Source organism: Pseudoalteromonas sp. KS88 (assembly GCF_004766475.1).
Classification (GTDB): domain Bacteria; phylum Pseudomonadota; class Gammaproteobacteria; order Enterobacterales; family Alteromonadaceae; genus Pseudoalteromonas.
Genome location: NZ_PYHV01000005.1, coordinates 35,948 through 57,169, shown reverse-complemented (window position 1 = coordinate 57,169; position 21,222 = coordinate 35,948). Strand labels below are relative to the sequence as shown.

The following is a 21,222-nucleotide window of genomic DNA, read 5'->3' as shown; positions in this document are numbered from 1 at the left end:
CCCGAATTTTTTAACGCTATAGTGAATTATGAATCAGCAAGCTAACAATCCATTGCACGGTATAACACTTGAACAAATCGTCGTAAAACTTGAACAAACAATCGGCTGGAAAGCCATGGGCGAACAAGTGGACATTCGCTGCTTTAAGTCTGATCCTAGCGTTAAATCGAGCCTTAAATTTTTACGCAAAACCCCTTGGGCACGCACTAAGGTAGAACAGCTTTATCTTGATAACTGTGTTGAAACAAAGCCGCAAGCAGGCGGCTTCGTCTGGCCAAGTATTAAAAAGTAATTAAACTGGCTGCTCTGCACACACTACAGCGAGTGAGCTAGGTTCAATTTCGATCACTAATTCATTTGCTGTTTTAACTTCACCATCTATGACATATTTAACCTCATCATCAGCGCTTACCACCACCCGACGAGCATTGGTGTGGTGCGAGTTTATCGCTAAGTGAGCCTGCGTTACACTGCTTAAAACAAGCTCTGCAATGCTAAGCACATTGGTCGAATTATCTACATTGGGCGTTAGCCAATTAACATCTAGTAAGCCATCATTGTGATCCGGCTGACCGTTAGCTTGGGCCAACAATGTAGTAAACGGCGCAGCATTGGCAACAATCAGACTGTTTGTAAATAATTCTTGAGGCGCATTGTCATCTAACTTTACACTCAACTTTTGCGCTTTTTGCTGACCTAATGCCTGCCAAAAACCTTGTAAGTATGCAACTTGGCCAACCGCGTTCTTACTTTCGCGATCAGCTTTTTCGATCATCGTTTGCTCAAAGCCAATTCCAGCCAATAGCAGCATAAGCTCGCCATTACAGTAAGCTGTATCCATACGTTGAGTTTGACCATCTATGATAAGGTCACATGCCGTTTCAACAGGGATTAATTTAGATTTTATCCCCATCAAAACATGAGCAAGGGCATTAGCTGTACCCAACGGAATTATGCCGAGTTTACAATCGGTATTAACAAGTACACTGGCAACCTCTGTAACTGTTCCATCGCCGCCACAGGCAATAATCAAATTTGGGCTGTCACTCATAGCTTGCTTTGCTAATACAATACCATTTTCTTCTTTTGAGGTTGTTAACACTGTCAAATCGTAATAGGCAGACAAGCGATTAATAATCATGTCCTTTTTTTGTTGCCACAGTTTTGTACCAGATACTGGGTTTGCAATTAACACTGCTTTATTTTTTATAAGTAACTCCCCACTACGATGGCGTTTAACTAAATGACGTAATTGGTGTTTATTGAGGTTAGCTGTTTCACGGGTCTCTTTAATTTGTGCTAATACTTGATGAACATCAGCGTCCTTATTTTGACTCAATAAATAAGCTGCCATAACAAATACTGACCGTCCACGACCCAGTGCACAATGCACCACCACACGGCGATTAGCTTTAATATGATGGTCAATCCAGTTTAAAGCTTGATTAAGCTGTGATCGCGTAGGCACGCGATGATCAAGTACAGGGATATTCAGGTATTTGATATTCTCTTGAGTGGATGACCATTCTAGTCCATCGAACTCGCAAGTTACATCCAAGATAGCTGTAATATTATTCTCTTTCATGGTGTCTATGTCTGAAGGAAATAAGCGACACGCTAAAAATAAGTGATCATTTATCTGTTGTAATGGCGGTACTTTATCTCTTTTTCGGCTCCAAGCGTTGTACACTTGTGCACCCAATAAAAAAGGCACAAAAGCCCAGCGGATATAAAAGGGAATGACTCCGTTTTCACGCTTACGAAAAATTTTGGCTACGTTAAACACATACGCACCACCTACAAGTAGCAATGACAGTGCAGTCCAATAAAACATAATGGAAAAATAAACAGCATCAACTTGCCAGCCCATCACAATAAAAACCACTGCCAATACAATATAACTAATTGCGGCCCACATAGATTCTCCTTTGTTATTAATTTTATGTGGTTAGTACTGAATGAACAAACCACTTTGTAGGTTAGTTTGCAATAATTACGCCGAGATAATTAAAATAAAAGTTGTTATATTTCAATAACTAAAATTTTCATTTTGAAAGCTTTGCGTTGATTTTACACACAGGTGTGAGTTACTTACAGTTTAAGGGTAGGATATTGAAATGAAAAAGCCCAAGTTTCAGCATACCAGTATTATGGCTAGCTTTCTCTTAGGCATAATGAATTACACAGAAATTAAACGTCTACTTTGGTTAACCAACCATGTGTATCTGGTGCTTTACCCCACTGAATATCATTCAATGCTTGACGTAAACGGGTTGTCGTTGGACCCGGCTCGCCAGTACCTACTTTATATTCTTTATCATTATGAATAAAAGTCCCCACCGCAGTGAGCACAGCAGCTGTACCAGAAAGCGCAGCCTCAGTGCCTGGCTTAGCTGCACGCTCTAATAATTCAGTAACTGTAAAGTTACGTTCTGACACTGTCATGCCTAAATCTTTGGCAATAGTCAAAATACTGTGGCGTGTTACACCGTGTAAAAATGTGCTGTCGAGCGCTTTGGTGATGATCTCGTTACCATCAATTAAAATAAAGTTAGCAGCACCGGTTTCTTGTACGTCACCACCTGGGCAAAATAAAATTTGATCTGCTTGGTATTTTTCACGGGCTGCTGAAATTGGTGCCAATGCACTGGCATAATTACCACCACTTTTAACCATTCCCATGTGCGGCGCACAGCGCATACCATCTTCTTCTAGTAATACGCGCAGTGCGGTTGAGCCACCAGCGAAGTAATCCCCTACTGGTGAAAGCAATACATACATAAGTGAACTTGCAGAGGGAACCGCCGCTTTGCCAATTGCAGCTTCAGTGCCAATGTGCGTTGGACGAATGTACATTGATCCCGGTGGTAAAGGTGTTTCGTCGGCGTATTCTTTTACTATATCTGTGATCATTGTTTTAAGCTTTGGCCCTTCAAAGCTTGGCAAACTTAATAACTTCGAGCTTTGCTGCATACGCGCAATATTTGCATCCATTCTGAAAATGTATACTGAGCCATCATCATGGCGAAATGCTTTTAAACCTTCAAAACATGTACTCGAATAGTGAAGAACGTGTGCTCCAGCGTGTAGTTCTATTTTATCTGATGGAACAATTTCACTCTCACTCCAAGCATTATCAGTAAATCTCGCTTGGATCATTTGTGGCATAAATACCGTACCAAATGCTGCCATTTTAATCTCTCTTGTGTTGTGTGCTTTTCCCACAGTGTATTACATTCACCCACTGTTTAACCATATCTAAAAGGGTGCTTTTATTATGGAAAAACACATTTTTTTAACCTTTTAGCCTATTTTTGCTTTAATTGTATTAATTTAATACGTTTAGTATGCTTAAAAACTGATCGACTATGCTTGCCAAGCCGTAAATCACTGCTAGATTTAAAGCATTATACTCTGCACTTAACCCTACAATTTATTTTGCATCCAATTATCAACCTCAAACGTTTACTAATAATAACAACAGGAACTCTATGGAAATCGATGAACTATTACCGCTGCTGAGTCAAACAGCGCAAGGAAATAAACAGGCTTTTGCAAAACTATATAATGCAACCAGCCCAAAACTATTTGCCATCAGCTTAAAAATGTTAACAAATCGCGCTCATGCGGAAGAAGCATTGCAAGATGCGTTCGTTAAAATATGGCATAACGCATCTGAATACCAAGCCAGCAAAGGAACTGTTATTAGCTGGATGATCAGTATTGTACGGTATCGAAGCTTAGATTCACTGCGTTATCATAAGGTTCGTAAAGAACAAAGCCTAGATGATGACAACGATCACTTTGAACCTGTTGCAGATACTGCAATAACTGTCGATTACGAAGATAAAACTAAACTCGTTGATTGTATGGAACAATTGGATGAGCAGCAAAAACAAGCGATCCATTTAGCCTATTATAAAGGGTTAACTCACAGCGAATTGGTGGATCACGTAGACACTCCACTTGGCACAGTTAAAAGCTGGATCAGACGGGGCTTACAACAGCTGCAGAGGTGCTTAACGCTATGAATTATGACAATCAAAAGCTGATAGATATGCTTGCAGCAGAGTATGTTTTAGGCACACTTACAGGCTCAGCTCGTAAGCGTTTTCAACGCTTAATGCTCACTTCTACACGTATTAGAGAAGCAACGTGGATATGGGAACAACACTTAAATAACTTAGCGAGCTCAATACAATCAGAGCAACCAAGTGATAAAGTTTGGCAAATTATATCTCAGCGTATCGATGCTTCTAAGCCAATACAATCATCCACTGACTCAAATGTCATCAAGCCCAAAGCACATATTTGGAAGGCATGGTCTTTAATTGCGACAGCGGCCAGTATTATACTTGCAGTGATTATTTGGCAGCCACAAGCGCCGGTGCAACCCACACAACAAATTGCTTTGTTTAAAGATGCAACAGAGCAACCATTGTGGTTTATTGATATAGATGAGCAAAACTTATCTATTAAAGCCAGTGACAAATTAGTTGCAAGAAACGATAAAGACTACCAATTATGGATGATTCTCAAAGGCCAAGATACCCCCATTTCTTTAGGTATTTTACCAAAAGATGGCGTCAAATCATTGCTCAAAGATAGCCGTTTTAGTGCCCAAGATATTGCACTACTGGCGATTAGTTTAGAGCCAATTGGTGGCTCACCTACGGGTCTGCCTACAGAAGTATTGTATACAACAGAGCTTATATTGCTTTAACAAATGCACCTTAAGTAATTAAAATGCATTCCCACTATTCAGTGAAATAATACAAAGCCAGCATTAGCTGGCTTTTTGGCTTTTGTTAATTAGCGCACTGTAATCCATAACAATAATGCAAAATAATAAAAAATAAAAAAGCAATATAATCAGTGACATAAGAGTAAATTTCACATTTATTTAAATTAATCTTACATTTCCTGCATCCAATCAAACCGCTCCCCCGTTATTAGCTATGAATATAATCTAAAACTAAAGGAAGCAATCATGAAAGTATTAACTCCGTCCATTTTAGCAGTAGTAGTATGCAGCACCTTAGTAAGCGTCCCAATTGAGGCATCTAGCCACCGTGAGGCGCCAAACATTAGTCGCTTTCCAACGTTAGACTCAACCGACTTTTATGCATTTAATAGTTATGAGCAAGGCCGAGGCGACTACGTGACATTTATTGCCAACTATATTCCATTGCAAGATGGTTATGGCGGGCCAAATTATTTCGCTATGGATCCTGATGCCACTTACAGTATTCATATTGATAACGATGGTGATGCTGTTGAAGACATTACTTTTGCCTTCAACTTTAAAAGCATGCTGCCAAATGATAATAATGGCGTAGCGTTAACAGTTGGCCCTGCTGATAACCAGCGCACTGTCGCTGTGCCTTTAAAAAATGTAGGTGGTGTTGCCTCTGGTGATAATTCAGCGGTTAATTTTAGCGAATCATACACCATGAGCATGATATCAGGCCCTATGCGCACTGGCACAAAAACGATGCTCACTAACAGCAACACGAATACAAACGAGTTTGGTAAACCACTTGATTATATTGGTAATAAAACATTTAGCTCAATGGACGGCTACAAAACGTACGCCGATCAATTTGTTTATAATGTAGCTGTTCCTGGCTGCGACGCTATGGCAAAAGTATTTGTTGGACAACGTAAAGACCCATTTGTTGTAAACCTAGGTAAAACATTTGATTTGGTTAACTACGTTCCAGTAGAAGGTGATAGTGCACCAGGTGCAGGTGATGGCGAAGGCTTCCCAGGCGGCATAACACAAAGTATGGATAATGATGACCTTAAGGATAAGAATGTAACCGCCATTGCTGTTGAAGTTCCTAAGGCATGCGTAACTGGCGAAGGTAATGGCACTATTGGCTCATGGACTACTGCAAGCTTACCGCAAGCACGTATTTTAAATCCAAATGCAAAATTTGCTAACAATGCGGCTAACGGCGGAGCGTTAACACAAGTATCGCGATTAGGTAACCCACTGGTCAACGAACTTGTTATTGGTTTAAAAGATAAAGATACATTCTCAACATCTCAACCAAAAGACGACGCACAGTTTATTGACTATGTGACACACCCTTCATTACCTGAGCTACTGAATATTCTCTTTAAAGATGCAGTAAATACAACGCTTGGCGCTAACCTAGAAACACTTGCTCCAACTAACTTTCCTAGAAATGACCTAGTTACAGCATTTTTAACTGGCTTCCCTGGTGTTAACCAATTAGCAACGGTCACGGGCGCCGAAATGCTACGCCTAAATACGGCTATTGCCGCAAAAGCGCAAGCCGATCAATCTGCTTTTGGTGTTGCTGGTGATGATTTAGCGGGTTTCCCAAATGGTCGTCGCCCTGGTGATGATGTAGTCGATATTGCCCTGCGTGTTGTTATGGGCCGCCTATGTTACCCAGTGCCTGTAAATGGCACCGATACTGATTTAGGCCTGTGTACCAGTGATGATGCAAGTGTCGGTAACGTGCCGTTTACTGATGGTGCTCCACTTGACGCAACGATGATGGATTCAACTTTCCCGTACCTTGCAACACCGCTTGCAGGGTCTAAATAAGGAGAAACTCATGCAACAGTTAAAATTATCACACATTGCGACCCTACTCACAGTTTTGGTGCTTAGTGGCTGTAATAACGATGATGACAAAAATAGCGTAGAGCCACCACCAGTGGTGAATAAAGCACCTACCGCATCTGCAGAAATGGTTACAACACAAACCGAAGTAACCATTGAAGATATGCTACAAGGCACTGATCCTGAGGGTGATACGCTGACATTTAGTTTAGTCACTGAACCTATGCTAGGCATGGTTGTAGTTAATACTGATGGTAGCTATGTTTACACACCAAATGCAGAAGCAACTGGCACAGACAGTTTTACTTTTGCTGTAAGCGATGGTGTCAATGAACAAGTAACTGCCATGGTTGATATTACAATTGAAGTACTGGAAGTTGACTTTGCCCAGTTTAGTCGTGCTGCGTTTAATCAAGCGCCTACAGACAAGCCGCTAAGTGTTAACGGACGTACCTTTACTAATGCCGATGCAAAAGTCAATTATGACGACTTGCTAACGGATAATTAAGCTTTTTAATACCAACTTGCAGGCCATGGAAGGCCTTTTTAGGAGACACTATGTTGATTCGTGCCTTTACTTACTTTGCTCTAGTACTTTCACCTTGTTTATTCGCTGAACCCATTATACCTGCCGATAACACTATAATAGCCAAGGCACGCTCTGTTAGTACGGCGGTATTGAATAATAATGAGTTAATGGCATTACTCATTACAACACAGCAAGTAGGTCAAACAGAATTACGCCAAGGGCTGTTAAAATCACAATTAGAATTGCGCTACAAACAATCTAAAACACCCGATATTGGTTACATGTACGCTCGTGTTTTACAACGTGAACATCAATTTGAACAAGCATTAAGTATTACTCAAGAAGTTTTACAAAAAGACCCCCAACACGTTAATAGCCATCTACTTCAAGCAAATATGTTGATGGTACAAGGCAAATTCACCGCAGCAAAACAACAATGCTTAAATCTTGTAGGCTTAGCACCTATGGATGTAGTAAACACATGTGCATTAGATGCATTAAGTCAAGATGGCCAATTAACACAAAGCTATCAAAGTTTAAAAAATAGTATTGTTATTAATAAGCAAAATGAAACCACCCGTCATGTGCTTGGTGAGATGGCGCTTAGGCTTAATAAACCAAAAGCAGCATTGGATCATATTCGCTCAATTGAGTTAAATACAGCCCCTGTCAGTTTGGTTGTATTGTGGGCTGATATTCATTTAGCTTTAGGGTCTTATCAAAAAATACTGAACTCTTTACCTTCACTAACTCACGATAATGAAAATTTAGAAGATGCATTATTACTTCGTTTAGCGATTGCCGAGCGAAACAACACAAAAAACCCACAAACTCAATGGCAAACTCTTATGTCAAAACGCGTGCAATTAAGAGAACTGCGCCAAGATGTATTTCATGCCAGCGATCTTGCTCGTTATTATTTAGACCTTGATCAACAGCCTGATAAAGCACTTTATTGGGCAAAAATTAATTGGCAGCAGGCAAAGCTACAAGCAGACCAGCAGCTATTGGCACGCGCAAAAGGGGCAAAGTTATGAAATATTACATTCACAGTTTATTGTATAGTGTGTGCCTATTACTCAGCAGCACCGCTTTTGCTCATCAACTTAGTACCAGCTATCTCAGTTTAAATAAAGTTGAATCATCTGAAACACTTAATGAGTTTAGCGGTACTTGGCAGATCCCGCTGATTGATTTAGAACATAAAATTGCATTCGATCTTAATCAAGATGGCAATATTGCTTGGCATGAAATCACCGCCAAGCGTGCTGCCTTAAATGAGTTTATGTATGCATCAATCAAGATATCATCACCTGACGAACAAGCCTGCCTTGTACAAAGCGACAACGATTTGAAGCTCGATAATCACTTTAATCAACCGTATGTTGTATTGCCCATAAGCGTAAACTGTGCTGAAAAAAGCGCGATAATACTTACATACAGCGCATTTTTTGATATCGACGCTAATCACAAGGTCATCACCACTGTGAACTCGCAAACGCGTGTTATGAGCGCTGATCAAGCAACCCAGGCGTTCGACTTTACAAGCACCAGTTACCTCGCAACATTTAAACAATATGTCTATCAAGGGATATTGCATATTTGGCTAGGTCTTGATCATATTCTATTTTTAATTGCGTTATTACTTACCTGCGTATTGGTAAGAAAAGATAGTAAATGGCAAGGAGTCACATCAAAAATTGCTATTTTTAAGCATACCGCCTGGATAGTAACAGCGTTTACCTTGGCTCACTCTATTACGTTGACAGCAACTGCAATGGAGCTGCTTTCACCTAATAGCCGATGGGTTGAATTTGGCATAGCCATTTCAGTATTATTTGCTGCACTAAATAATATTTGGCCATTGGTATTGCGTTTAGGCTGGATAACCTTTGCATTTGGCCTACTACACGGTATGGGGTTTGCGGGTGTTTTGGGTGAGCTCGGTTTATCAAACGACTATCAATTGCTCAGTGTGTTAGCATTTAATTTAGGAGTAGAAATAGGTCAATTAGCTATTTTAGCCGTTACCTTACCTTTACTGATAAGCTGCAGAAGATATGCTGTATATCAAAAATGGGTGATGCCAGCAGGCTCTCTTATTATTGCATTGATAGCAGTACAATGGTCGATAGAACGAATTTAAATAACATAAAGCGATGGGATAAGCCCATCGCTTTAATATTGCCTAGCTTAGGTTCTGTTGACCTTTATAAAAACTCACTGAATCTGTTTAATTTTAATAGCTAAATTGTCAACTAAACACCCATGTTTTGAGCTGTTAACACGGTAAAATTGGCTGTCTTCATTGCCTGAAATAGCAACAGAAAACTCATCTTGTTGTGCTGTCGCTTGCGTATCATTGGTTAAGCACATGGCTTGCGTTAACGAACGTAGTTTAGTATCAGTAAAAATATTGGTAAAACGCTGCATAGGCAAAGGAGGTATTTTCATTTTTGGCAATGCATTTGCGATTGTTTTGTCATTAATACTAAAGCCATCCTTCGTTATATTTACGCGTGTGCCCACAGGCCAATACGAATAATTAAAACCCTCTGCGCTGTGTGACTTGTGTAAATAGACAACACCATTTTTACCAATCACAGTCATCAGTTTAGAACTACCAGAGTTTATAACCACCAATGCGGTTGTCTCATCAACACCAAATCCATAAGGTTGCTTTGTCGCATCTAACAATGTTGCCAAACGTGCCGTACGATCACGCTCACTAAAGTGGGTATCCAATATACCGAAGTTAAAGCTGCCTAGTCCACCCTCACCTTGGTAGGTTAATGAGTCACCTGATAGACCTTTATCACAGTCAGTCGTGCAGCGTTCACTAGGTGCTGATTGAGCGAAAGCACCATCACGCAAAGCGCTAAGGCTTGTGCCGTTAGTGATCATCGCCACCTGTCCATATTGATTTTTACCACCACTTTGAATCGCAGTACCGGCGCTTGTTCCTACCAACAACGGACGTGAGCGTAATGCTTCTGTCCACGGGTAAGGTTTACCTGCATCATCGAATAATACTTTGCGTGTTAAGCTTTGGTCGCCGCCATTAAGCATGACACCTGTTGCCGATTCAATTACCTTAACCAAATTTTCAACACCTTGCTCGCACAGCGCCAACTCTGCCTTAATACGATCGGGGTAGATAGCATCACGATTATACACATTCATGGTTTTTTCGCGGATACTGGTCAATTGAGCACATTCCCCGCTGGTGATCGCCCTTGCAAGTGCGGGTGTCAACGCCAGCCACTTAGATGCAATACCATTGAAATCAAGTAATCCTTCATAAAAGTCTGCTGATTCATAAGGATCGCGACTAGAAGCTGTAATAGCTAAAAGGCTAGGCTTAGTTGCACTTACTTTCGCAGTAGCCGAAATAAAATCTAAAATATCGTTAGCCGCAGTTTCACTATTTAGTGTGGTATTGACGACCTCTTTAAGTCGCGCTTGCTTAGCATCAACAACTGGTATTTCTATACTATCGATAACAAAGTTGTACTCTACATCGGTTAATTGATTAAGTAATGCGTTGTTTAAATCTCGCCATGCCCACAGCAGATCGCTCTTGGTATAAGGTGAAGGATGTTGGCGTGCCATTGTAGCTAAAACTTGCAATGTTTTATTGCGATGTCCTGCATTATCATTGGGCCAATTTAATTTTACTTGATTTAATGTGTCGCGGTTTAATTGATATTGGTTTGCGCTTTTACCACTTAACTGTTGTTTATCTTGGCAGTTTTTGGCGCTCATGCTTGAACATGTTGTTAAAGCGCCTCCCACTAGAACCAAGGTCTGATTTTTTTCATTTGCAGATATCGTGGAAGAATATGAAGCTAAAATCAGCAAAGATGCTGCCAAAAAACCATCAAACCGCCTAAGCTTAAGTTGTTCCTGAAAGATTTCCATAATGTTACTCGCATGTAAAATATAATGATAAATAGCTTGCAGTGTCTCTTTATGCTTGCTATAAAAAAAAGGAACTTTTAAATCGCGAGTAAGCTAGCACTCAATAACTAGCTTTGTCAAAAACCTTTTGGATTGGAATTATGTTTAAAAACGCAACATCGCTTTGTACATATTTCTACTCTCCTCACTACCTTTCGGAGTGGTTTGACGAGTAGCCACACCTCACATTCTCGTGAGGGGCTAACTGTGTCTAAACATCACTGCCCTGTCTGAAACCAATCAAATTTAAAGCAAATAAAAACTAAAATAACATTAGTTTTAGCTGCGCTTTGCCGCTGCTATTAATTTTGCCTCAATTCGATTGGAAAAATCATAATAAAAATGAGCAAGCTGCTGTATTTAAAGCATGTTTTGACTCTAGAATAAGACAAAAGGTAAATTAATATGTTTCGTCAACTAACTATTGCAGCGGCAATAAGCGCATCGCTTTGCCCTGTCACCACTGTGTATGCACAAGAAAATGATGAATCAACAAACATTGAGCGAGTAGAAATTACTGGATCACGCTTAAAAGGCGTCGACCTTGAAGGTACAATCCCATTAACGGTATTAGACCAAGACGCAATAAAGCGCTCAGGGGCGAATACTATTCATGAGTTATTAAAAGACTTATCAGTATTTAAAGGCGGCAGCGGCACCTTTTCAACTTCAGAAAGTGGCGGCACCTCAACCTCAACACCGGCTGGCCAATCTGCTGCAAGCCTTCGTGGTATGGGCCCTTCAGCAACATTAACTCTTATTAATGGTCGTCGTGTTGCCCCCAGCTCTTTTGCTGCAGGCACTGAAAACTTCGTCGATGTAAACTCTATTCCACTGGCTGCCATCGAGCGTATTGATATTTTAGCCACGGGTGCCTCAGCTGTTTATGGTGCTGATGCCGTAGCTGGTGTAATCAACTATATTTTAAAAGATGACTTTGAAGGCGCTGAAATAAATGCCTCTTTAGGCAACAGCTTTAACAGTCACGATGAAGGTAAAAAACAATTAAACTTGGTTTATGGTACTAAAATTGGCGACAGTAACTTAACGGTATTTGCCGACATTTATGACCGAAACGCATTCAAAGCAACCGATCGCGATTACACTGCATCGCCTTCATTGGTTAATGGCTATTCGTATTTACCAAAACTCGAAAACTCACCAAATATTTATTATTTCAGTAGCCGTGATGGTAATGAGTTACCGGCTCCAAACTGCAAAACTGAGCTAGTCACTACTGAATTTGGTGAACAAATTTGTGCCTACTACCCAAATCAAGATGATTACCTAGACACGCCATTTGAAAGTCTATCAACTGGATTCATGTTTAACAGCAATGTGGGTGAACTTGATTGGCACACTGACTTTTTCTACAGTCAAACAAAGTCTAGAGCCTATTCGTCTCCTTCACCTATTAATCAAATCAATGATGATGATGGCCCGTTTATCTTAGAAGATGCACTATTTATTTATGATAATGCAGACGGCAGTAATGATTTAATGGATAAGCTCTACATTGACCCATTTGATACCCAAGCGGGTCGCGAAGTTTATGGTTTTGGTTTTGATGCACGCTTTAATGCCCCACGTACAGTAGAAGTAGAAACCAAAAACTTTCGCTTAGTAAGTAGCCTTGCTGGCGATATTGGTGATTGGGGCTGGGAGTCTGGCGTAACGTTCTCTCGCTCAAGTTCAGAACAAGAAGCCATTGATGGTGTGTATAACCGTTATCAATTCCACGGTGCAATTACAGGTGAGTTATGTTCAGACGGTACACTGGCAAGTTATGATGGCGAAAACCTTAACTGTGCATCAGGCGACTTACTGCCATTTTATAATCCATTTGTGCAAGGCGATGCTGCTAATGATGCGGTTTTAGCAACGGCACAGGCACGCCCAACCCGTAGTGGCGAAAGCACCGTATACGGCTGGGATGCAAACTTTAACGGTGAGCTATTTACCTTTAATGACTTACCCGCTTATGCCTCATTTGGTGTTGAAGCTCGCCGTGAAGAGTTAAGCGACATACCATCACTTGATTCGCAAGCACGCCCTGAAAACGGCTACCTAGTGGATGTATTTGGTTTTGGTTCAAGCTTATCAGAGGCTGATCGTACTCAATACGCTGCATTTGCTGAGCTGAATGTGTCATTGACCGACCAGGTAGAATTACAAGCAGCGGGTCGTTACGATCATTATGATGACTTTGGCGGTACATTTAACCCGAAAATAGGCCTAAGCTATCGCCCTACTGACTCGTTAGTTGTTCGTGGTTCGTGGTCAACGTCGTTCCGTGCACCTTCATTGACCCAAGCGGGTGTTAAATTAAGAACCACTCAATCAACCTTTGATTGCGGTGCGAACCAATCCGTGTCTGACCTATACTGTATGGGAGATGGTACCGAAGTTAGCGTTAACTCTCTTGAACTGGGAAATAAAAACCTGAAAGCCGAAGAGTCTGAAGCAATCAGTATTGGTTTTGCGTGGAGCCCAAGTGTTGATACTAACTTAACGGTTGATTATTGGCAGTTTGATCACGAAGAAGTGATTGATACTAACATGACTGCGGTACTTGATCGTGCCAGCACAGATGCTTCACTGCGTCATTGTGGTATTGTGCCACAAGGCCAACAAGGCATCTCTTATGATAGTGAGTTGTGTGAAATCAGTGACAACAGTGGATTAAACATAGAACAAGATGGCGCTAATTTAGGCGAAATTTTGGAAAATTACATAACTGAGTTTAACCCGCGAGATGATGAACTATTTCTGCCATTATTCCGTGATCATGTTATCCCACTTGAAAACACCGGCACACAGACATTAGCAGGGATTGATATTAAGTTTGATCACCGCTTTACACTATCTGGTGGTGACTTAACATTTGCATTTGACGGTACTCACTACCTTGAGTTTGAGCGTAATAAACCGGGCTCTGATGCAATTGAAAAACTCATTGGTACCTATCGCTACCCTGAAAACATCGGCCGTGTATCAATCGATTGGGAAGCACAAAGCTACTACCTAAACCTTGGCGCAAACTACACCAGCAGTTATGAAGATGATATTGAAGGACTTAGAGGCCGTCAAATTGACGAGCTTGATGAGCTCGGTGAACTTGATTCACAAGGTAACCACCAAGTGGATGATTGGCTAGTGTGGGATTTATCAGCAGGTTATTTTGTTAACGATGCACTCGCGATAAGAGTGCGTATAGATAACATTTTTGATAAAGAGCCGCCTAAACTATATGGTTCAAGCCGTGGTTTTGACTCAATAAATCACAATGCCTTCGGCACACGCTACACGCTTAGTGCCAGCTATCGCTTTTAAAGTTACTTGCGGATAGCCGTGCTATCCGCTACACCATCCAAATTGCACTCAGTGGCGCAACAGTTAAATTGTTGTGCCACTTATTATGAGTGTTAGACTTATTGGATGCTGATCTTTTTAAGCAATAACCTTCCTTGGTTAAAAGTGAAATTATGAAAAACAAACAATTTACCATGCCTGATGCAAGTATCATCTTGTTATCAGTGGCTGTTATTGCCTACCTGGCCACCTTATTTATTACACCCGGTTTTTTTAATGCTGAGCAGGGCAGCAACCGAGTTGAACTTGCTCAATACCAACCTGTCACACAGAGCACAACAGCACCTATTTTTGCCGAAGGCGGTGAAATAGGCCTTGCAAATGTGCTATTTGAAGGGCTTGTATCGGGCGATAAATATGGCGCAACCATAGGTGTAATGGCGTTTATACTCATTACCGGTGGTGCATTTGGCATTATTATGAAAACGGGTGCTATTAATAACGGTATTATGGCCCTCATTCATAAAACACAACGTGTTGAATGGCTGTTTATCCCACTCATATTTTTATTATTTTCGTTGGGTGGCGCCGTATTTGGCATGGGCGAAGAAGCCATTGCTTTTTGCATTGTGCTACTGCCTATCATGAAGCAACTAGGCTATGACGCAAAAGTCACGGTCTTAACGACCTACGTAGCAACTCAAATTGGTTTTGCCACCTCATGGATGAACCCATTTAGCATTGCTATTGCCCAATCTATTGCAGAGATCCCGGTATTTTCTGGCGCAGGTTTTAGAATGGCGGCTTGGTGTGTATTCACGCTGTTTGGCTTGGTATTTACTGTGCGCTACGCCAATTCAATAAGGCAGACCAAAACTGAACAAACACAGCCAAGTAACCAACCAACGCTAGATATTGCCGACAAACTAATTCTAGTGACCTTTGTTGCTGGTATTGCCTGGGTTATCTGGGGCGTCATGGCTCGCCAGTACTACATTCCTGAGCTGGCAGCACAGTTTTTCTGTATAGGTTTAGTCAGTGCTTTTATTGCCAGTGTGTTTAACAAACAAAGCGCCAATGAAAGTGCCGATGCCTTTAAACATGGTGCGCAAGAGTTATTACCCGCCGCCCTATTAGTCGCATTGGCAAAAGGCGTTGTACTGCTTTTAGGCGGCAGCGATTTGAGCGCGCCCTCTACACTCAATACGCTTTTGTATTACAGTGCAAGTAGTATCGCTGCCGTGCCTGACTACGTTGCGGCATGGGGAATGTTGTTATTTCAAAGTGTATTTAACTTCTTTGTTTCATCAGGATCGGGGCAAGCTGCTATCACCATGCCTTTAATGGCTCCTTTAGGCGATTTACTCAACGTATCTCGTCAAATCGTGGTACTGGCTTTTCAGTTGGGCGATGGACTCACTAATATACTCATACCTACCTCTGCCAGCCTCATTGGCTGCTTAGGAATTGTTAAATTAGATTGGAGCGAATGGGCGGCCTTTATTTGGCGTTTTACCGCAGCACTTTTTGCATTAGCAAGCGGCTTTATCTTTCTTGCTTATTTTATTAATTATCAATAAAAAGACGTTTATATGTTAACACTTATTTGTGGGGCACACCTTTACACCCCCACCCCTCATGGGAAAATGGATGTACTAATAGCTGGAAGTAAAATCGTTGATCTTCAAAAAAAGATAAATATAGACAGCAATACAAATATAAAAGTAATTGACGGTACAGGCTGTATACTCACACCCGGCTTTGTTGATTCACTGGTACATATTACGGGCGGCGGTGGCGAAGCAGGCTTTGCCAGCCGTACACCTGAAATGAACTTAACCGATGCCACCTTACATGGCATAACCACCGTTGTTGCAGCACTTGGTACAGATTCAAGCAGCCGAACGCTCACTAATTTAGTCGCAAAAGCGAAAGGATTAAAAGAGTTGGGCTTAAATGTATTTTGTCACACGGGTTCGTATCACCTTCCGGCAAAAACCCTCACGGGCTCTATTACTGATGATTTGATGTATATTGACGAGTTTATTGGTGTCGGTGAAGTGGCCATTTCAGATCACCGCAGTAGTCAACCTACGGTTCAGCAACTAGCAGAACTTGCCGCACAAGCTAAAGTGGCAGGAATGCTCAGCGGTAAAAAAGGCACGGTGAGTATTCATGTGGGCCCTGTTGATACCCATCTCAGCATTTTGCATGATATTGAGCAACAGACAGATATCTCGTTAGCGCAGTTTTACCCTACTCATATGAACCGTAATAAAGCCCTGTTAGATGCCGGTATTGAGTTTTGTAAAGGCGGTGGCACGATTGACTTTACCACCAGCACCACTGAATACGATTTAGCGAACGGTGAATACGCAGCTGCAAGAGCCCTTGCTTATTGTTTAGACCAAGGTGTTGATAAAACAAAGCTAACAATGAGTTCAGACGGCCATGCCAGCCTGCCTATTTTTGATGCTGATTTTAATTTAATTGGCCTAGAGGTGGGTAAAGAAGCGTCCTTACACGACTCTTTTGTAGAGGCTGTCAATGTGCATGGTGTAAGTATTGAACACGCATTAATGGCTATAACTAGTAACCCTGCCAACGTATTAGGCCTTAAAAAGGGCAATATAGCCATAAACACTGATGCTGATTTAGTGTTGATGGATAGCCAAAGCCTCAAGCCTACGCATGTTTGGAGCCAAGGCAGTCTAATGGTAGACAATGGATTTGCAGTGATAAAAGGGCCATTTGAGTAACAAAAGGGGCGTTTAATTGCCCCTTAATTGAGTAAACCTTTACTTGAACTGTCAGGTTTACCCAACTTAAAAGCTATCTATTATCACTTTTACAAAGAAAGGAAATATGAATCAAAAGTAAAGCCTGATATTGATCTGGTTTCTATCTGACAATTGATAGCAGGCAACTACACATCTACTTAGTTGTCTGCCATTTAGTATTAGCTTTTAATAAATGCAGGCAATATTGCTTTAACTAGCGGCTCAAAAACGACATCTTCTTCGTCATGACCGGTTACGGTTATCACTAAATCAAGCTCATTAACTACAATGATTCGGTTTCCACCCGCTCCCCAAGCAAAATTAACGTTGTAGTTTTTATTATTTAAAGCGATGTCGGTCTGGTACCATAAATAGCCATAATTAAAACTCGCTGGGACCCAACTTTGAGTTGGCTTGGTAACTGCTTTAAATGCAGCCATTAAATAGTTTTCTGATATAAGCTGCTCATTTTTCCACCGCCCTTTATTGATAATCATTTTTCCTATTTTGAGCATGTCACGAGGGGTTAAACTCAGGCCACTTTCTGCCTTTGGAAGTGCTTTAGGGCCTAGCTTCCACTCATAGTTAAATATCCCCATTTTGTTTAAGAACTCTTTCTCAATAAAGTCTTTAGCTGTTCTTGGCACAACCGCGTTCAAAACGTGCATTACTAAAATGGGATCGGGTGCTTGGTATTTGTAAACCTGAGACTCTTTAGTTATTGGCTTGGTGAACTCCAAGAAAGCTTGCACTTCAGCAACGCCGGAATATTTATCACGGTTTTCTCTAAAGTCTTTAAGTTGTTCATCAGTGAACCTAAGGCCAGAATTCATTGAAAGCACGTGATGTAAAGTGACTTTTTCTGCACCCTCTGCCAACTTATTGGTATCTAGTTCTTTAAAAAAACTCATCAAAGGCTTATTCAAGTCAGCCATTGTGATATAACCTAATTGAATGGCTCTAGCTAAAACTAAACTAGTATGCCCTTTAGTGGCAGAGAACTGGAAATGAGGTAAATCGATTCGTCCACGCTTATAATAAGACTCAAACAATAGTTTATCTTTGTAGCTAATAAGTAAACTGTCATATTTCCCATACTTACTTTCAGCTAACGCTTTAGCTAACTTTAATATAGGAGTTTTGTTACCTCCATCAATACCCAGTTTTCCTACTTTTATATTGTCTGCTAACTTTTCTGGTGCAATATTGATAAAGGCCTTTTCTAGTGGAGCCATGTCCCAAAAGTCTATTTTAACCTCTTCGGCTGAGGCTCTTGGTGCTTTAAGCTCAGTGGCTTTTGAAAAGCCCGCAAACGAAATAAGTAGAAGTAATGCAATGAGTAATTTGAATCGATAATTTGCGAACATGTTAATTCCTATAATTATAATATCGAAAATATGTTTGCGTTTTAAAACTGATGTTTAATTTCACAAAACTCGTTACCAAAACGCAAATAAAGTACACACAAAGTACATTTGAACTGCACCTTACCCAACTTAAATCATATTAAATGTTCTAAAATAAATCGTTAAGCACATGAATTTATTAGGCTTTATGTTTTTATAGCAAAATAAGATAAGGCGTTGTTTGCATACGATAAAAAGTAAAGGTTAATCAGCATTGTTCAGTTATAATACACTTCAGAAAAATTACTTTTCGGATATGTCTTTGCAAAACAGTCAAAAATATCAATTAGGACGATGGTTTGTCTGTCCAATCACCAATACGTTTCAAGACAATAACGAACAAAAGTCAATTGATAATAAGAGTATGCAAGTGCTTTTATTTCTCATTCATAATGATGGGAAAACTGTAACCAAAGGACAAATTATTGAGCATGTTTGGCAAGAGAGTATTGTCAATGAAGAGATATTATCTGTAGCGATCAGTAAAATTAGAAAAGCATTAGGAGACAATGCCCGCCAACCAACATTTATCAAAACGATACCTAATGTTGGCTATTGTTTAGTTGCAGCCGTAAAACCGCTAGTAGAAAACACGCAACCATCAGAAGCGCCCTCAAATACGCTTAATTTACAAACGAACTATCGTAAACCTAATTTTATAGAAAGTTCGCTCTTATTGCTGTTAATTGCCGTCATCATTATCGTTATTTTCTTTCGAGTATATCAAGAACCTGAGAATGATGATTATGTAGCTATTAGCTCAATTGCTGTATTACCCTTTGATGACCTAAATGATAATGAAGACAATGTACATTTTACAGAGGGACTTTCTGACGCAATCATTAACCAGCTTTCTCAATCAAAACCTTTAAAGGTAATTTCTCGTGAATCTTCTTTCAACTTCAGAGGAAATAAGGATCCATCCATAATTGGTAGCGCCCTTAAGGTAGAAGCTTTATTAGACGGTAGCGTCCAAAAATCAGCGGATCAAGTAAGAGTAAATGTACAAATAATTAGCACGTTTGATGGACGATTGCTTTGGGCAAAGAGTTTTGACAGTAAAAAATCAAATTTATTCAGTTTGCAGGATAAAATAAGCCGTGAAATTAGGCTGACTATTCAACCAAGTTCACAAGCCCAAATCGTGACCAAAAAGAAAGTAGACAGCCAAGCATACGAATGGTTTTTAATGGGTCAATATCACTGGCGGCAAAGAACGCCAACCTCACTAACAAAAGCAGAGACTTATTTTAAACATAGTCTCGAATTAGAGCCTGATTACGTGAACGCACACGTTGGATTGGCCATCACTTACAGCCAATTTCATTATTACGCGAATTGGAGTGCGAAAAAATCGGTTAATAAAGGACTTCCTCATATAGAGCAAGCATTAGCTTTAGAGCCAAACTCACCGACGGCGCTTGCAGCTAAAGGGGTGCTATTGACTCTTAATGCAAGTTACTCCGAAGCCCCTTTAACTATCTTAAATGAAGCACAAAAAAAGTTCGAACGTTCCTTAGCGCTTGAAGACAATGCAACAACACACCATTGGTATAGCTCACTACTAAACCAGATGGGAAAAGAAGCGTTAGTCATAAAACATATGGAGCATGCCATTGATTTAAACCCTCTTTCAGCATCATTAAAAAGTATATATAGCCGATATTTAGCAATTAGAGGAAAGTTAGATACAGCGCAAAATCTGTATCGTAGAGCTATAATTTTGGAACCGGAGCGAGATCCAAACATTGTTGAATCCACCCATATATTTCGCAATACGCCAAGCGCAATTAATGCCATCGCTCAATGGCACTTAAGCAATAGCGAGCAGCTTGAATATTGCTCTAGTGACGAATATTGTGAGCAGGTTATATTTTCGTACTTAAGTATTGGGCAGGATGAAGAAGCCAATAAAATATTGGCTCGCATGACATCAAAACACGAACATTTTAAAAACTCTCTCAAGCTAATAGATTACGGCCTCAAAGGTGAGCCAATTAACGCAGTTTCTCTATTAGAACAACTAAGTGACACTCAACCAAATAGCTATAAGTACAAATACAGTTTAGCTATTGCGCAATATAGAGCTGCTATGTATGAGCAAGCCCAAACTTCATTGTTAAACCTTTATGCTGATTGGCGTAATGCCGGCGTAATTGAAGTGACAAGTGACAATTATTTAGCGTTGCTGCTCTATGGCGCAACCTTATTGAAGTTAAATGAACAAGAGTACGCCAATGTTGTATTAAATAATGTGGAGCAATTTCTTCTTTTAAATAAGGTTCATGACAAAGCACAGGCAGATATGGCGTTAGCTCAAGTAAACGCTCAGTTGCATAACCCTGCTAAAACTATAAAGCATTTGCGTAAAGCGTTAAATCATGGCTGGCTTGAAACCTTTGATCGAGAATGGTGGACTTTGCAAGACGATCATTTATTGAAGCCTATACAGCATCAAGCTGAATTCAATACTGTATTGCAGGAGCATCAACAACGCACAAGAAAATTAGCGAAACGAGTTAGTTTGAAACTAAAAGACCTGAAAATTTAAAGCTTTATTTTATAGGTTTGATTTGAAGTAAAGTCTCTGTTATTAGTACAAGCACATAGCTGAACTTCGAAAAGCGCCAATAG

At 40.4% G+C, this 21,222-nt stretch carries 15 protein-coding genes; 11 read left to right on the top strand and 4 right to left on the bottom strand.

Translation table 11 applies throughout. From position 1 onward, the window contains the following. The first annotated feature begins 28 nt into the window (after window positions 1-28). Window positions 29-292 carry a VF530 family protein gene (locus C7Y70_RS02620; protein WP_135473271.1) on the top strand — a complete coding sequence of 88 codons (264 nt, stop codon included), beginning with the start codon at window positions 29-31 and terminating at the stop codon, window positions 290-292. Here C7Y70_RS02620 and C7Y70_RS02615 read toward each other — a convergent pair whose 3' ends face one another. Both C7Y70_RS02615 and C7Y70_RS02610 read right to left on the bottom strand, forming a co-directional pair. Continuing rightward, window positions 293-1,918: a diacylglycerol kinase family protein gene (locus C7Y70_RS02615; protein ID WP_135473270.1), complete on the bottom strand. Its 1,626-nt coding sequence runs from the start codon at window positions 1,916-1,918 to the stop codon at window positions 293-295. A gap of 272 nt (window positions 1,919-2,190) precedes the next feature. Continuing rightward, the gene (locus C7Y70_RS02610) at window positions 2,191-3,225 is read right to left on the bottom strand and encodes a branched-chain amino acid aminotransferase (protein ID WP_272897228.1); all 1,035 of its coding nucleotides are present in this window, start codon (window positions 3,223-3,225) and stop codon (window positions 2,191-2,193) included. A gap of 266 nt (window positions 3,226-3,491) precedes the next feature. On the opposite strand from C7Y70_RS02610, the gene C7Y70_RS02605 reads away from it, so the two are divergent. The 6 genes from C7Y70_RS02605 to C7Y70_RS02580 all read left to right on the top strand — a co-directional run bounded on the left by C7Y70_RS02605 (window position 3,492) and on the right by C7Y70_RS02580 (window position 9,276). Then, a complete protein-coding gene (locus tag C7Y70_RS02605) occupies window positions 3,492-4,031 on the top strand; it encodes a sigma-70 family RNA polymerase sigma factor (RefSeq protein WP_135473269.1) in 540 nt (179 codons plus the stop codon). Then, window positions 4,028-4,723, top strand: coding sequence for an anti-sigma factor (locus tag C7Y70_RS02600; RefSeq protein WP_135473268.1), 696 nt, complete (start codon window positions 4,028-4,030; stop codon window positions 4,721-4,723). The genes C7Y70_RS02605 and C7Y70_RS02600 overlap by 4 nt, the downstream gene beginning before the upstream one ends. A 267-nt stretch (window positions 4,724-4,990) precedes the next feature. Continuing rightward, window positions 4,991-6,583, top strand: coding sequence for a DUF4331 domain-containing protein (locus C7Y70_RS02595; protein WP_099296647.1), 1,593 nt, complete (start codon window positions 4,991-4,993; stop codon window positions 6,581-6,583). 10 nt (window positions 6,584-6,593) lie between these two features. Then, window positions 6,594-7,109, top strand: a complete 516-nt coding sequence (locus C7Y70_RS02590) for an Ig-like domain-containing protein (RefSeq protein ID WP_135473267.1) — start codon at window positions 6,594-6,596, stop codon at window positions 7,107-7,109. A 50-nt stretch (window positions 7,110-7,159) separates the two neighbouring features. Next, the gene (locus C7Y70_RS02585; protein WP_135473266.1) at window positions 7,160-8,167 is read left to right on the top strand and encodes a hypothetical protein; all 1,008 of its coding nucleotides are present in this window, start codon (window positions 7,160-7,162) and stop codon (window positions 8,165-8,167) included. Then, window positions 8,164-9,276, top strand: coding sequence for a HupE/UreJ family protein (locus tag C7Y70_RS02580; protein WP_099296644.1), 1,113 nt, complete (start codon window positions 8,164-8,166; stop codon window positions 9,274-9,276). Before C7Y70_RS02585 ends, C7Y70_RS02580 begins: the two co-directional genes overlap by 4 nt. A 74-nt stretch (window positions 9,277-9,350) precedes the next feature. Here C7Y70_RS02580 and C7Y70_RS02575 read toward each other — a convergent pair whose 3' ends face one another. Next, window positions 9,351-11,051: a cyanophycinase gene (locus C7Y70_RS02575; RefSeq protein ID WP_135473265.1), complete on the bottom strand. Its 1,701-nt coding sequence runs from the start codon at window positions 11,049-11,051 to the stop codon at window positions 9,351-9,353. Between the two features lie 444 nt (window positions 11,052-11,495). Between C7Y70_RS02575 and C7Y70_RS02570 the strand changes: the two genes are divergently transcribed. The 3 genes from C7Y70_RS02570 (at window position 11,496) to iadA (ending at window position 17,161) form a co-directional block, all read left to right on the top strand. Further along, window positions 11,496-14,423 carry a TonB-dependent receptor gene (locus tag C7Y70_RS02570; RefSeq protein ID WP_135473264.1) on the top strand — a complete coding sequence of 976 codons (2,928 nt, stop codon included), beginning with the start codon at window positions 11,496-11,498 and terminating at the stop codon, window positions 14,421-14,423. A gap of 152 nt (window positions 14,424-14,575) precedes the next feature. After that, the gene (yfcC, locus tag C7Y70_RS02565; protein WP_135473263.1) at window positions 14,576-15,982 is read left to right on the top strand and encodes a putative basic amino acid antiporter YfcC; all 1,407 of its coding nucleotides are present in this window, start codon (window positions 14,576-14,578) and stop codon (window positions 15,980-15,982) included. A 12-nt stretch (window positions 15,983-15,994) separates the two neighbouring features. Then, window positions 15,995-17,161 (top strand): beta-aspartyl-peptidase, encoded by a 1,167-nt coding sequence (gene iadA, locus C7Y70_RS02560; protein WP_135473262.1) that lies wholly within the window; start codon window positions 15,995-15,997, stop codon window positions 17,159-17,161. Between the two features lie 200 nt (window positions 17,162-17,361). Here the strand turns inward: iadA and C7Y70_RS02555 are convergent, their stop codons facing one another. Beyond that, window positions 17,362-18,549, bottom strand: coding sequence for a serine hydrolase (locus C7Y70_RS02555; protein WP_135473261.1), 1,188 nt, complete (start codon window positions 18,547-18,549; stop codon window positions 17,362-17,364). 301 nt (window positions 18,550-18,850) lie between these two features. Between C7Y70_RS02555 and C7Y70_RS02550 the strand changes: the two genes are divergently transcribed. Beyond that, window positions 18,851-21,139 (top strand): winged helix-turn-helix domain-containing protein, encoded by a 2,289-nt coding sequence (locus C7Y70_RS02550; protein WP_167850783.1) that lies wholly within the window; start codon window positions 18,851-18,853, stop codon window positions 21,137-21,139. Window positions 21,140-21,222: the final 83 nt, after the last annotated feature.

Coding starts and splice junctions, on each gene's coding strand:
- C7Y70_RS02580 (WP_099296644.1), top strand. CDS start 8,164: ATGAAATATTACATTCACAGTTTATTGTATAGTGTGTGCCTATTACTC.
- C7Y70_RS02600 (WP_135473268.1), top strand. CDS start 4,028: ATGAATTATGACAATCAAAAGCTGATAGATATGCTTGCAGCAGAGTAT.
- C7Y70_RS02605 (WP_135473269.1), top strand. CDS start 3,492: ATGGAAATCGATGAACTATTACCGCTGCTGAGTCAAACAGCGCAAGGA.
- C7Y70_RS02615 (WP_135473270.1), bottom strand. CDS start 1,918: ATGTGGGCCGCAATTAGTTATATTGTATTGGCAGTGGTTTTTATTGTG.
- C7Y70_RS02570 (WP_135473264.1), top strand. CDS start 11,496: ATGTTTCGTCAACTAACTATTGCAGCGGCAATAAGCGCATCGCTTTGC.
- C7Y70_RS02585 (WP_135473266.1), top strand. CDS start 7,160: ATGTTGATTCGTGCCTTTACTTACTTTGCTCTAGTACTTTCACCTTGT.
- yfcC (WP_135473263.1), top strand. CDS start 14,576: ATGAAAAACAAACAATTTACCATGCCTGATGCAAGTATCATCTTGTTA.
- C7Y70_RS02575 (WP_135473265.1), bottom strand. CDS start 11,051: ATGGAAATCTTTCAGGAACAACTTAAGCTTAGGCGGTTTGATGGTTTT.
- C7Y70_RS02555 (WP_135473261.1), bottom strand. CDS start 18,549: ATGTTCGCAAATTATCGATTCAAATTACTCATTGCATTACTTCTACTT.
- C7Y70_RS02595 (WP_099296647.1), top strand. CDS start 4,991: ATGAAAGTATTAACTCCGTCCATTTTAGCAGTAGTAGTATGCAGCACC.
- C7Y70_RS02620 (WP_135473271.1), top strand. CDS start 29: ATGAATCAGCAAGCTAACAATCCATTGCACGGTATAACACTTGAACAA.
- iadA (WP_135473262.1), top strand. CDS start 15,995: ATGTTAACACTTATTTGTGGGGCACACCTTTACACCCCCACCCCTCAT.
- C7Y70_RS02590 (WP_135473267.1), top strand. CDS start 6,594: ATGCAACAGTTAAAATTATCACACATTGCGACCCTACTCACAGTTTTG.